The sequence below is a fragment of the Celeribacter sp. SCSIO 80838 genome, from assembly GCF_056498065.1.
In genome coordinates this window covers 2183340-2195905 of record NZ_JAZKMA010000001.1, presented here as the reverse complement: position 1 = coordinate 2195905, position 12566 = coordinate 2183340, and the positions used below count along the sequence as shown (strand labels likewise).

Annotated in this window: 11 protein-coding genes; 7 read left to right on the top strand and 4 right to left on the bottom strand. The window is 61.1% G+C overall.

The genetic code is table 11. The annotated features are described in order from the left end of the window. Window positions 1-55: 55 nt before the first annotated feature. The 3 genes from V1475_RS11075 to V1475_RS11065 all read right to left on the bottom strand — a co-directional run bounded on the left by V1475_RS11075 (window position 56) and on the right by V1475_RS11065 (window position 4163). Window positions 56-2446: a glycogen/starch/alpha-glucan phosphorylase gene (locus tag V1475_RS11075; protein ID WP_479412786.1), complete on the bottom strand. Its 2391-nt coding sequence runs from the start codon at window positions 2444-2446 to the stop codon at window positions 56-58. 272 nt (window positions 2447-2718) lie between these two features. Continuing rightward, window positions 2719-3399 carry an NnrU family protein gene (locus V1475_RS11070; RefSeq protein WP_479412785.1) on the bottom strand — a complete coding sequence of 227 codons (681 nt, stop codon included), beginning with the start codon at window positions 3397-3399 and terminating at the stop codon, window positions 2719-2721. 47 nt (window positions 3400-3446) lie between these two features. Beyond that, window positions 3447-4163, bottom strand: coding sequence for an SDR family NAD(P)-dependent oxidoreductase (locus tag V1475_RS11065; protein ID WP_479412784.1), 717 nt, complete (start codon window positions 4161-4163; stop codon window positions 3447-3449). An 89-nt stretch (window positions 4164-4252) separates the two neighbouring features. On the opposite strand from V1475_RS11065, the gene V1475_RS11060 reads away from it, so the two are divergent. The 3 genes from V1475_RS11060 to V1475_RS11050 all read left to right on the top strand — a co-directional run bounded on the left by V1475_RS11060 (window position 4253) and on the right by V1475_RS11050 (window position 7057). After that, window positions 4253-5379 (top strand): IS3 family transposase gene (locus V1475_RS11060; RefSeq protein WP_479412783.1). Its coding sequence is split into 2 segments (ribosomal slippage): window positions 4253-4517 and window positions 4517-5379, totalling 1128 coding nucleotides; the frame shifts between segments, so codons are not numbered across the junction. 69 nt (window positions 5380-5448) lie between these two features. After that, on the top strand, window positions 5449-6000 hold the full coding sequence (locus V1475_RS11055; RefSeq protein WP_479412782.1) for an ABC transporter permease: 552 nt from the start codon (window positions 5449-5451) through the stop codon (window positions 5998-6000). 172 nt (window positions 6001-6172) lie between these two features. Then, window positions 6173-7057: a hypothetical protein gene (locus V1475_RS11050; RefSeq protein WP_479412781.1), complete on the top strand. Its 885-nt coding sequence runs from the start codon at window positions 6173-6175 to the stop codon at window positions 7055-7057. Between the two features lie 6 nt (window positions 7058-7063). Here the strand turns inward: V1475_RS11050 and cyoE are convergent, their stop codons facing one another. Further along, a complete protein-coding gene (gene cyoE / locus V1475_RS11045) occupies window positions 7064-8020 on the bottom strand; it encodes a heme o synthase (RefSeq protein ID WP_479412780.1) in 957 nt (318 codons plus the stop codon). Between the two features lie 404 nt (window positions 8021-8424). On the opposite strand from cyoE, the gene cyoA reads away from it, so the two are divergent. The 4 genes from cyoA to cyoD are packed head-to-tail and all read left to right on the top strand — an operon-like array spanning window position 8425 to window position 12506. Beyond that, complete coding sequence (cyoA, locus tag V1475_RS11040; protein ID WP_479412779.1) at window positions 8425-9498, top strand: ubiquinol oxidase subunit II; 1074 nt, start codon at window positions 8425-8427, stop codon at window positions 9496-9498. Beyond that, window positions 9491-11488, top strand: a complete 1998-nt coding sequence (cyoB, locus tag V1475_RS11035; protein WP_479412778.1) for a cytochrome o ubiquinol oxidase subunit I — start codon at window positions 9491-9493, stop codon at window positions 11486-11488. Before cyoA ends, cyoB begins: the two co-directional genes overlap by 8 nt. Beyond that, window positions 11485-12090 carry a cytochrome o ubiquinol oxidase subunit III gene (gene cyoC / locus V1475_RS11030; protein WP_066711263.1) on the top strand — a complete coding sequence of 202 codons (606 nt, stop codon included), beginning with the start codon at window positions 11485-11487 and terminating at the stop codon, window positions 12088-12090. Before cyoB ends, cyoC begins: the two co-directional genes overlap by 4 nt. Next, window positions 12090-12506 carry a cytochrome o ubiquinol oxidase subunit IV gene (cyoD, locus tag V1475_RS11025; RefSeq protein ID WP_434287826.1) on the top strand — a complete coding sequence of 139 codons (417 nt, stop codon included), beginning with the start codon at window positions 12090-12092 and terminating at the stop codon, window positions 12504-12506. The genes cyoC and cyoD overlap by 1 nt, the downstream gene beginning before the upstream one ends. The last annotated feature ends 60 nt before the right edge of the window (window positions 12507-12566 follow it).

Here is a 12566-nt window from a genome sequence, read left to right as displayed (position 1 = left end):
TCCTTTAGTTAGGGGGAGCTTAGGAGATTCTCAGGCCTGATCAACTCTTTGATTTTTAGGCAAGAAGGCTCTCAGCTCCCCAAATATCGCACATGTACCCGCGAATTGTGCGATCAGAGGAGAACCAGCCCGACCGCGCCACGTTCAAAGCCGCCATTTCGGCCCACTTGTCCGGGTTCCTGTAGGCCGCATCGACCTCGCGTTGGGCGCGCCAGTAGTCGGTGAAATCGGAACAGACCAGGAAATAATCGGACCAGGTCAAATTATCGGCGATATGGGTATAACGGCCCGGATCTTCGGGGCTGAACGTGCCGTCGCGCAGCGCGTTCAGAGCCCGCGCGAGACGCGGATCGGCGGCGATCGCCTTTTGCGCGTGATCGTGCATCATCCGGCGCTGCATCACCTCGTCGGCGAGCATGCCGAAGAGGAAGAAATTCTCCTCGCCGACATGTTCGCGAATCTCGACATTGGCGCCGTCGAGCGTGCCGACGGTGAGCGCGCCGTTCAGCGCGAATTTCATGTTGCCGGTGCCGGAGGCTTCCTTGCCCGCGGTCGAGATCTGTTCCGACAGATCGGCGGCCGGGATCAGCCGTTCGGCGAGCGTGACGTTGTAGTTCGGCAGGAAGATCACCTGAAGATAATCGCGCGTGGCGTGATCGGCATTCACCAGCTTGGCCACGTCGTTGATCAGACGAATGATGTCCTTGGCGAAATGGTAGCCCTGCGCCGCCTTGCCCGCGAAGATCTTGACCCGCGGCGTCCAGTCGCCGTTCGGGTTGTCCCTGATCTCCTGCCAATGGGCGATGGCTTCGAGGATGTTGAGGTGCTGACGCTTGTATTCGTGCATCCGCTTGATCTGGATGTCGAACATCGCTTCGGTATTGAGCTTCACGCCATGGGTCTGAGCCACATAGGTTGCGAGCGCCTGTTTGTTGTCGGATTTGACCGTCTCGAACCGCTTGATCCAGGATTTGTCCTTGATCGAAGGTTCGAGTTTCACGAGCTGTTCGAGATCGTCGACCCAGCCGTCGCCAATGGTGTCGGTGATCAGCCGCGACAGGCCCGGGTTGCAATTGTGCAGCCAGCGGCGCGGCGTCACGCCATTGGTCTGGTTGACGATGCGGTTCGGGTGCAGCGTGTGCAGCTCCTTGAACACGGTCTGTTTCATCAGATCGGTATGCAGTGCCGAGACGCCGTTGACACGGTTGGCGACGATGAAGGACAGCTCGCCCATCTTGACCTGACCGTCCGAGCGCGCCGAGAGCGTGCGCTGCGGATGGGCTTTGTAATGGGCGTCGTCGATGCGGTCGATGATTTGCAGGTGCCGCGGCAGCAGGCGTCCGAACAGGCGTTCGTCCCAGCGCTCCAGAGCCTCCGGCAAAAGCGTGTGGTTGGTGTAGTTCATGCAGCCGTGCACGATCTCAAGCGCGTCCTCGAAGGACAGCCCGCGCTCGTCGTGCAGGATGCGCAGCAATTCCGGCCCGGCGATGGCCGGGTGAGTGTCGTTGAGCTGGATCGCGACCTTTTTCGGCAACATGCGAATGTCGTCGTGCTGGCTGTCGAAGCGGCGCAGGATGTCGCGGATCGAGGCGGCGGAGAAGAAGAACTCCTGTTTGAGCCGCAGCTCCTTGCCCGCCTCGTTGCTGTCCTCGGGGTAAAGCACGCGGGAGATCGTCCGTGCCAGCGCCTCGTGTTCCGCGGCGGCGGCGAAATCGCCGGAGTTGAAGAGACCGAGATCGAACGGATCGACCGCGCGCCCGGCCCAAAGCCTGAGCGTGTTGGCCCACTTGCCCTTCCAGCCGATGATCGGCGTATCGAAGGCCTCGGCCTGAATGAGCTCGGCGGGCCGCCAGAGCGTCTTGCCGTTCTCGTAAATCACATCACCGCCAAAGCCCAAGGTGAAGCGCACTTCCGGGCGCTCGAATTCCCAGGGATGCGGTTCCTGCAACCAGGTTTCCGGGCTCTCGACCTGACGGCCATCGACGAAGCTCTGTTTGAACAGACCGTTCTCGTAGCGGATGCCATAGCCCATGGCGGGGCAGCCGATGGTCGAGAGGCTGTCGAGGAAACAGGCGGCCAGACGACCGAGACCGCCGTTGCCCAGCGCCGCGTCCGGTTCGTCGTTGAGGATGGTGCGCATGTCCATGCCGAAATGATCGAGCGCCTCCTTGACCTCTTCGACCATCTCGAGGTTGACGATGCCGTCTTCGAGCAGGCGCCCGATCAGGAATTCCATCGAGAGATAGTAAACCCGCTTGCCGTCCTGCTCATAGGTCTTGCGCGTCGAGGCGACCCAATGGTCGACCATCCGGTCGCGGATCGCGTGGGACAGGGCCATACGCCAGTCGAAAAACTGCGCATGCTCCGGGTCTTTCCCCATCGTGTAGGTGAGATGCTTGAGAAGGGCATCGCGGAACTCGGAGGATGTGCGGTCTTTTCGCGCCATGTGTCACCTTATGCAAGTAGAGAGGTTTTCGAACTCAGACAGAAGAACAATCGTTTATCTACAGCTAAAACTCTATTAATTCCTGTGGCAAGGCACAGTTCCCGTTTTTGGCTGCACTGCAGCACCCCTATCGTGAAACGCGCTAAACATGCCAGAGTTTTACGCAATTTCCTCTCATGAGTGTGATGGCCCCACACGCCCCCTTCCTAGAGCGCAAGCGTGACAGTTTTGTGGAACCGCGCGATTTCCCGCCCGGGCTCCGGGGCCTGCCGTCAGGGCAAGGGGCTGATGCCGATCACAGGTCCATGAAGCATGATCAGCGCGGCATAAAGCAGCAGAGCCACCGCGAGGCGCAGCCCGGTGCCGGGTATCGGGGACAGATGCAAAGGTGCGGCGCGGGTTGCGGTCCAGAGACGGTCGTATTCCACCCCCATCTCGCGCCGCTTGCGCCGGGTGATCATCCGCCCGCCAAGGCCTGCGAAGGCGGCAAAAGCGCCGAACAGGATGACATGCGCCAGATCGCCATTCACCAGAAGATGCGCGCCCCCCCAGAGCGCCAAGGCCAGCAAAAGCGGATGGCGGCTAAGGCGCACGATCCCCGGTTGCGCCGGGTCGAAACGGTCGTTGTGCAGACCGCCGAAGGAAAAGGGATTGGGGCGTCCGAGGGTGAAAGCGAGGATCAGGCAGACCCCGAGCATCACCGTGAGCGCGATGTGGCGCAGCGCCTCAGGCCCGGACCAGAGCGCAATGAACGGCGCGCGCCCGGCGGCGACGATCAGCCACGTGAGCACCGCAAGAGAGAGCGCCGAATAAAGCCATGTGAAGCCGCGCGCACCGATCCGCGCCACGAGCCATGGCTTCACCGGTGGGCGCACCGGCAGGCCGTGCGAGAGAAAAAAAACGATGAACGCCGCGATAAAACCGCCCCAGCCCTGCATTTTCGTCCTCCGCACATCTTGTGACCCCCTCCTAGCAGAGAAGGCCCCCGGCTTGGAAGATGTCAGCTTGGCAGATGATTAAGCCCGGTCGCCGAGACGCCGCCATCGGCGAGGATGGTCTGGCCGGTGATATAGCCCGCGCCGTCGGAGGCGAGAAAGGCGATCACGGCGGCGATGTCTTCGGGCTTGCCCACGCGGCCCAAAGGCACGCGTTTCGAGCGCGCTTCCTCAAGGCCCTCCTTCTCGTAGATCATCGCGGTCAAAGGCGTGCGGATCATCCCCGGCGCCACCGCATTGACCCGGATGCCATCGGGTGCCCATTCCATCGCGAGGTTTTCAACGAGCGAAATCACCGCGGCCTTGGCGGGCGCATAGGCCGCCTGCCCGAGATGCGCCTGCATGCCCGACATGGAGGCGACGACGACGATATTGCCTTGGGACTCTTTCAACGCCGGGTAAAACGCCTGCGCCAGAACGAAGGTCGAGCGGACGTTGAGATTGAACATCCGGTCCCATTCCGCAAGCGACTGCTCGGCCAGCGGCGCGGGTTTGCCCGCACCGGCGTTCGAGACGAACACATCAAGCCCGCCAAGGAAGGCCAGAGATTTCGCCGCAATGTCGCGCGCTACTTCGGCGTCGCCCAAGTCCCCGGTCAGAAACAGAACCTCCGCGCCCTGCCCCTCCAACTCGGCGATCAGCTCCGCGGGCGCGGGTTTGCGCCCCGAAGCCGTGGTCACGATCCTGACCTCCTCGCCGCGCGCGCGGGCCTCCCCGGTCATCTGGCGCAGAGCCGCCCGCCCTGGAATAGCCCCCTGAAAGTGGTCCACCAACTGGGATATGATTATCCCGCAACTTGGAGGATCAGCATATGGCTGGCAAACGCGAGAAGCCCGAAGATATCGTATTGAAACTACGACAAGTCGAGGTTTTACAGGGACAAAGTATGACGATCGCAGATGCCGAGCGCCAGATCGGGGTGACACAGCAAACCTACTATCGCTGGCGCAAGAACTATGGCGGCATGGGCCGTGATCAACTGAAGCGGCTCAAGGAGCTTGAGAAGGAGAACCAGAGATTGCGACGCGCGGTGTCCGATCTCACTCTGGACAAGCTGATTTTGACTGAGGCAGCAAAGGGAAACTTCTAAGCCCTTCGCGCCGCCGGAAATGCATTGACCATGTGCGGCTGGAGCTTGGCGTATCTGAACGCCGCGCCTGCCGCAGGCTTGGTCAAAACCGATCCACCGAGCGCACGGTTCCACAAGGTCGCCCGGACGAGGAGCGGCTGACTGAGGATGTCATCGAGCTGACACGCCAATATGGGCGCTACGGTTATCGAATGGTCACCGGTCTGCTGAACAATGCGGGCTGGCACGTGAACCACAAACGGGTTGAGCGGATCTGGCGGCGCGAAGGGCTGAAAGTTCCACAGAAGCAAAGAAAGAAGGGGCGTCTCTGGATGAATGATGGCTCCTGTATCCGGTTGCGTCCGGAGCGCCCGAACCATGTCTGGTCCTATGATTTCGTTCAGGACCGGACGCACGACGGGAGGGCTTATCGCACGCTCAATATAATTGACGAATACACAAGGGAGGCGCTCATGATCCGTGTCGATCGTAAACTCAACTCATCCGATGTTCTGGAGGCTCTGACAGACCTGTTCATCTTGCGTGGACCACCGGAATATATTCGCAGCGATAATGGTCCGGAGTTCATTGCCAGGAAGGTCCGGGAGTGGATCTCAGCTGTCGGTGCCAAAACCGCCTGTATTGAGCCAGGATCGCCATGGGAAAACGGCTACTGCGAAAGCTTCAACTCCCGTTTCCGGGAGGAATTGCTCAACGGTGAAATCTTCTATTCGCTCAGAGAAGCGCGGATACTGATCGAACAATGGCGCATCCATTACAACACCATCAGGCCCCATAGCGCCTTGGGATACCGTCCACCCGCCCCGGAAAGCCTCGTCCCGATGGACCCGAGACCCACGATGCACTAACAATCAAACTGGAGCACCGAATGGGGGCACTCCAGGGCCATAGACGGCACCACGCCGAGCGTGCCGAAAGTGCCGACGCCGCCCCTGCCTTTGGTCAGCGACCTGCCCCTGATCGGACCGCTTCTGGCGGAGTTTTCCTTTATCGACATCTGCGCCTTTGGCCTCGTGTTTCTCGTCTGGTGGATGTTGATGCGCACCGATATGGGGCTGCGGCTGCGTGCTTGTGGCGAAAGCGCCGTGGCCGCCGATGCCGCCGGGATCGACGTCACCCGTGTGCGCTTCATCGCCGTCACGCTCTCGGGCGTTTTGGCGGCGCTTGGCGGGGCGTACCTGTCGATCGTGACGCTCGATCTGTTTCAGGCCTCGATGACACAGGGGCGCGGGTTTCTGGCGCTCGCCGCCATGGTCTTTGGCAAATGGCGGGTGGGGTCGGCCTTCCTCGTCTGTCTGGGCTTTGGTCTTGCCGATGCGGCCGCACTTCGGGCGCAGATCTTCACCGACGATCTGCCGCATGATCTTCTGTTTGCCCTGCCGTATATTCTTGCGCTGGTGGCGCTTGCAACCTTTGTCGGACGCGCCTCCGGCCCCGCCGATGTCGGCAAGCCCTTCCGCCGCGCCTAACCCGAACTCAGAGAGGACACGACCATGTATGTCAGCGAAATCCCCGCCCTGCGCGACTATTGGTATCCGGTCGCCTATAGCGCCGATCTGACCGACGCGCCAAAAGCGGTGCGGCTTTTGAGCGACAATTACGTGATATGGCGGGCGGCAAGGTGGCCTGTGCCATCGACGAATGCCCGCACCGCACCGCGCCGCGCGCCTGTCGCAGGGCTGGGCCTTCGACGGCTCGGGCGCCTGTACCCGCATTCCGCAGAACGATCCGGACAAACCGATCCCGCCGCGCGCACGGACGCTGCCGATGCTGGTCGATGAGAAATACGGGCTGATCTGGATGTGTGTCGGCATGCCGCGCGAGGATATTCCGACGCTGCCAGAATTGGAGCAGGAATTGGAGCAGGACGGGTTTACCCTCATTCACGAGATGATGGAGTTGTGGGACACCTCCGCGCAGCGGGTGATCGACAATGCGCTCGACATTTCCCACGTCGCATGGACCCACCGCAACACCATCGGCGACAGCAACGCCTCGCAGTTCGAGAGTTTCGAGATAAACCGCGACGGGCACGATCTTTCGGCCCGGATCGGCTACCGCGCCCGCGTCACCGAGGCGCTGCGCAAGAACACCGGGCTGACGGGGGATTACACCATCCGCGTGACCAATTCGAAGCTGGTGCAGCCTTTCATGTACAAGGACGTGATGGAGTATGAAAACGGGCTCCGGCATGTGCTCTACAAGACCGCGACGCCGGTGGATGACAGCCACACACTGTTTTGCCAATTCATCGCCCGCAATGACGATCCGGATCAGGAAAAGATCGCAGGCATTGTGGCCTTGGACCGGCGCATTCAGGCGGAGGACAAGGAATTGCTCTCGGGCGTCAGACCGGAGTTTCCCCTCGACATCCAGACCGAAATGCACACCCGTGCGGACCGGATGACGGTCGAGTATCGCAAGATTTTGGCCGATCTGGCGGCGGAGAATTCCGATGTCACGCCGGACGAGGTCTGGGCCCGGCCCTTCCTCGCCGCCGTCAAGGCACAGCGCGGGCCGCGCTGATCGGCTTTACCAGCCGCTGAGACCCTGTGCGTGCAGCAGGGCTTCGACCAGAAGCGCACAGAAATGCAGGAAGAGATAGCTGAGCGAAAGGCGGAACAACCGCCGCTCGGCGCGCTGGTTGTCGGCTTCGGCCTCGTCTTCCGTGCGCCGGAACACCGCCCATGCGCCGATCAGAAAGCGCAGGTTCAGCACGCCCGCCACAGCCAGATAAACCGGCCCGCCGATGGAGGTGAGACCCAGCGCCAGAGAGGTCGGGATCAGCACCAGCGTATAGCCGAGGATATGGCGGCGCGTTGAGGGGCGACCATGGGTTTCGGTCAGCATCGGCACGCCCGCGCGGCCGTAATCGGATTTCACGAACAGCGCCAAGGCCCAGAAATGCGGCGGCGTCCACATGAAGATCAGCGCGAACATCAGAAGGCTGTCGACGGAGATGCCGCCTGTGGCGCAGGCCCAGCCGATCATCGGCGGCAGCGCACCGGAGGCCCCGCCGATCACGATGTTCTGCGGCGTCGCGCGTTTCAGGAGCACCGAATAGATCACGACATAGAAGAAGATGGTGAAGGCCAGAAGTGCGCCTGCGACCGGATTGGCCACCAGCGACAGCACGCCGACGGAGAGCACGGAGAGCACCAGCCCAAGGATCAGCGCCTCATGCGCATTCACCCGCCCTGCCGGGATCGGACGATTGGCGGTGCGGTGCATCTTGGCGTCGATATCGGCATCCCACCACATGTTGAGCGCGCCGGAGGCGCCGCCGCCCAGCGCGATGCAGAGGATCGAAAGCGCGCCGCGGATCGGGTCCATCGGCACGGGCGCCACAAGCAGGCCGACAAGCGCCGTGAACACCACTAGCGACATCACCCGCGGTTTCAGAAGAACGATGTAATCGCCCGGCCGGGCCGGTCGGGGGTCGCTCATAGCCTGCGTAAGCGTCGGATCGGTGATCGTCTGCGTCCTCATGTCATGATGCCTTTGATATGTGCGTTGCATCCTTGGGATGCGTTTTGCCGTGTCATAGGACAGCCGCGGGGCGCGGGGCAAGATGTGAGAGCAAATTCTTGTGACACATCACGAAAGCGTGCGAATCCGCGCAAGCGACTCGATTTCAACCGAAAGCGCAACAGAAGCGCACAAATAAACATAAATTAAATATGTACCTTTTAGCCGATGTCACAAATACGTGAGGATCGGCTTGAAAAACCAAGTTTTACGACCATGCGACAGAATGACACAGAGCACTATGCCGCAGCGCCGCGTTAGCGGATGTCGCAACCGCGCCCGGCCCCGGGTTTCCGACCCGCCGCCGTGTCCGGAAAAGCTCATCAAGAGGCACGCACGCATTGCACACATCAACGAAAATACTGTTGGCACTGGCCGGCGCATTTGCGCTTTCCGGGTGCCAGTACGACGTTCTGTCGCCCCAGGGCTGGGTGGCGGGACAGGAACGCAACCTGCTTTTGATCGCGACGGCTCTCATGCTCATCGTGATCGTCCCGGTGCTGATCATGGCCGTGTACTTCCCGCTGAAGTACCGCGCCGATCGTGACGACCAGTCCGATTACGATCCGACCTTCGAACATTCGACCAAGATCGAGGTCGCGGTCTGGGGCATTCCGATCCTGATCATCATCGCGCTGGGGTGGCTGACCTATGTCTACACCCACCGGCTCGACCCCTACCGCTCGCTCGATCACCTGAATGCGGGCGAACCGGTCGAGGTTCAGGCGGTGTCGCTCGACTGGAAATGGCTGTTCATCTACCCGGAATACGGCGTGGCCTCGGTCAACGAGCTGGCGATCCCGGAAGGCCGTCCGATCAATTTCCGTCTGACCTCCTCGACGGTGATGAACACCCTGTCGATCCCGGCTCTGGGCGGCATGGTCTATTCGATGACCGGCATGGAAACCAAACTGCACCTGATCGCGGACAACACCGGCACCTTCTTCGGTCGTTCCGCGCATTACTCCGGCCCCGGGTTCTCGCAGATGCATTTCGACACGCTCTCGATGACGGACGAAGATTTTGACGCCTGGATCGAGAAAGCCAAAACCGAAGGTGCGGCGCTGACCCGTGCGAGCTATCTGGCGCTCGAGAAACCGACCATCGACGCTCCCGTGAGCTACTATGCCTCCGTCGAAGACGGCCTGTTCGACCGCGTCGTCGAGATGTGCGTCGAAGAGGGCAAGGTCTGCATGGGTCACATGATGATGCAGGACGAGCTTGGCGGCGGTGGCCTCGAGGGTATCCCGGCAGCGAATGCCTATAGCTACGACCGTGCCCGCACCATCGACGGCTTCGGCAACCCGGTTGAACTGCCGGAGCTGCCGACCCCGGATCTCGAAGCCTTCCACGAAGCCTTCTTCAACGACCCGGCGGCGATCTGCGGCCCGGAAATCATCAGCGGCTATCTGAGCACGGAGACTAAAAACAATGGCTGACGGATACGTGCAACCGGCCGAGACGTTCTCGCCGATCTTCGGGCGTCTGACGCTCGACTGGATCCCCTATCACGAACCGATCCTCATCGCGACCTTCGCAGGCGTGGCCCTTGGCGGGCTCGTCGTGCTGGCGCTGATGACCTATTTCAAGCTTTGGCTGCCGCTGTGGCGGGACTGGGTCACCACGGTCGACCACAAGAAGATCGGCATCATGTATATGGTGCTGGGCTTCATCATGCTGATCCGCGGCTTTGCCGACGCGCTGATGATGCGGGCGCAACAGGCGATGGCCGCAGGCGGGGCCGAAGGTTATCTGCCGCCGCACCACTTCGATCAGGTGTTCACCGCCCACGGCGTGATCATGATCTTCTTCGTGGCCATGGTGTTCATCACCGGGATCATGAACTATGTCATGCCGATGCAGATCGGCGCGCGCGACGTGGCCTTTCCGTTCCTGAACAACTTCTCGTTCTGGATGACGGTGTCGGGCGCGCTTCTGGTGAATATCTCGCTCTTCGTAGGGGAATTCGCCCGGGTCGGCTGGCTGGCCTTCCCACCTCTGTCGGGGGCAAGTTACAGTACCGGACCGGGGATGGATTACTACCTCTGGGCGCTACAGATCGCAGGGGTCGGGACGACGCTTTCGGGCATCAACATGATCGCCACCGTGCTCAAGATGCGTGCGCCGGGCATGAAGCTCATGGACATGCCGATCTTCACCTGGACGACGCTGATCACCAACGTGCTGATCGTCGTGGCCTTCCCGGTGCTGACCGCCACCCTGTCGCTGCTGACGCTCGACCGCTATTTCGACTTCCGCTTCTTCACCAACGACTTTGGTGGCAACGCGATGATGTATATCAACCTGATCTGGATCTGGGGTCACCCCGAGGTCTATATCCTCATCATCCCCTGCTTCGGCGTGTTCTCGGAAATCGTGTCGACCTTCTCCGGCAAACCGATCTTCGGCTACAAGACGATGGTCTGGGCCACCGCCTGCATCATGGTGCTGTCCTTCGTGGTGTGGCTGCACCACTTCTTCACCATGGGCTCGGGCGCCAACGTCAACACCTTCTTCGGCATCACCACGATGATCATCGCCGTGCCGACCGGTGTGAAGATCTTCAACTGGCTCTTCACCATGTACAAGGGCCGCGTGCGGCTCGAGGTTCCGATGCTCTGGACCATTGGCTTCCTGATCACCTTCACCATCGGTGGGATGACGGGTGTGCTGCTGGCCGTGCCGCCGGTCGACTTCCAGCTTCACAACACGCTCTTCCTGATTGCGCACTTCCATAACGTGATCATCGGCGGCGTGGTGTTTGCGGTCTATGCGGCGGTCTCCTACTGGTGGCCGAAAGCCTTCGGCTTCCGCATGAACGACAAATGGGGTCGCCGCAGCTTCTGGTTCTGGTTCACCGGTTTCTATGTCGCCTTCATGCCGCTCTATGCGCTTGGCCTGATGGGTGTGACCCGCCGGACCGCCACATACCCGGATGCGGGCTGGCAGCCCTATTTCATCGTCGCGGCCTTCGGTGCGGTGCTGATCCTTCTGGGCATCGTCTCGACCTTCATCAACTTCTACGTCTCGATCCGCGATCGCAAACAGCTCGCCTGTGGCACCGATCCGTGGGATGCGCGCACACTGGAATGGGCGACCCAGTCCCCGCCCGCGCCGTATAACTTCCCGTTCGATCTTCAGATCACCGGGCGCGAGGCGTTCTGGACGATGAAGCAACAGGGCTTCACCTGGCCGACCACCGGTTACAAACCGATCCACATGCCGAAAGGCACCGCCTTCGGTGTGCTGATCGCCGGTGTGGCGCTGGTGTTCGGCTTTGCCATGGTCTGGTACATCTGGTGGCTCGCGATCCTCGCCTTCCTAGGCATGATCGGCCTCGGGATTTTCCACACCTTCAACTACAAACGCGACTACTACATTCCCGCTGAGGAAGTGAGCGCGACGGAAGCAAAAGGAGCAGCGGCATGAGCCACTCCGCCCCCGCAAGTGTGAGCGTCGTCGACCACGACGTTCACCACCAGAGCCCCACCCCCATCGGGTTCTGGATCTACCTGATGAGCGACTGCATCATTTTCGGATCGCTCTTCGCCACCTACGCGGTTCTCGGCGGCAGTTTTGCTGGCGGACCCGGCCCGAAGGATCTGTTCGAAGCGGGCTTCGTGGCCATCGAAACCGCACTGCTGCTGATCTCCTCGATCACCTTCGGTCTCGCCATGCTGCGCGCCGACAAGAAGGACCAGAGCGGCACGCTGATGTGGCTGGCGATCACCGGCCTGTTCGGTGCGGGCTTCATCGCGATGGAACTCTATGAGTTCAATCACCTGATCCACATCGGCGCGGGTCCGAGCCGGTCGGCCTTCCTGTCGTCCTTCTTCGCCCTCGTCGGCACCCACGGGTTGCACGTGACGGGCGGGATCATCTGGCTCGTCACCCTGATGGTGCAGATCGCGAAGCACGGTCTGGGCACGGCAAACATGCGCCGCCTCGGTGCGCTGTCGATGTTCTGGCACTTCCTCGATCTCGTGTGGATCGGTGTCTTCTCCTTTGTCTATCTGGTGAGGTTGGTCTGATGGGTCACGATACGCATTCCGCACACGGGCACGATCACGGGCATGACGACCACGGCTCCGGCCACGGCACCATGTCGCAACTGATGATCGGTTTCGCGCTGGCCGCGATCCTGACCATCGTGCCCTTCGGTCTCGTCATGGGCGAGGTGGAGATGAGCCGCACCACGCTGATCGGCATCATCATGGCCTTTGCCGCCGTGCAGATCATCGTGCATCTGGTGTTCTTCCTGCATCTGAACACCTCCTCGGAAGAGGGCAGCACCTTCATGGCGACCCTGCTCGCCGTGATCATCCTGTTCATCGTTCTGGCAGGCTCGCTCTGGGTCATGCACAACATGAACGAGAACATGATGCCGAAACACGACATGGAGCAGCAGCTCGAACAGATGAAGAGCCTTCAGTCCCAGCAGGGCTGATCTTCTCTGACATAAACTTTCGCCGGGGCCCGCGTGGCCCCGGCTTGCTATCAAGGGGAC

What these genes read in the sequence shown, in the direction of transcription:
- cyoE (WP_479412780.1), bottom strand. Translation starts at nt 8,020, where the DNA reads ATGAGGACGCAGACGATCACCGATCCGACGCTTACGCAGGCTATGAGC.
- V1475_RS11050 (WP_479412781.1), top strand. Translation starts at nt 6,173, where the DNA reads ATGCCCGCACCGCACCGCGCCGCGCGCCTGTCGCAGGGCTGGGCCTTC.
- cyoC (WP_066711263.1), top strand. Translation starts at nt 11,485, where the DNA reads ATGAGCCACTCCGCCCCCGCAAGTGTGAGCGTCGTCGACCACGACGTT.
- V1475_RS11065 (WP_479412784.1), bottom strand. Translation starts at nt 4,163, where the DNA reads ATGACCGGGGAGGCCCGCGCGCGCGGCGAGGAGGTCAGGATCGTGACC.
- V1475_RS11075 (WP_479412786.1), bottom strand. Translation starts at nt 2,446, where the DNA reads ATGGCGCGAAAAGACCGCACATCCTCCGAGTTCCGCGATGCCCTTCTC.
- cyoB (WP_479412778.1), top strand. Translation starts at nt 9,491, where the DNA reads ATGGCTGACGGATACGTGCAACCGGCCGAGACGTTCTCGCCGATCTTC.
- cyoD (WP_434287826.1), top strand. Translation starts at nt 12,090, where the DNA reads ATGGGTCACGATACGCATTCCGCACACGGGCACGATCACGGGCATGAC.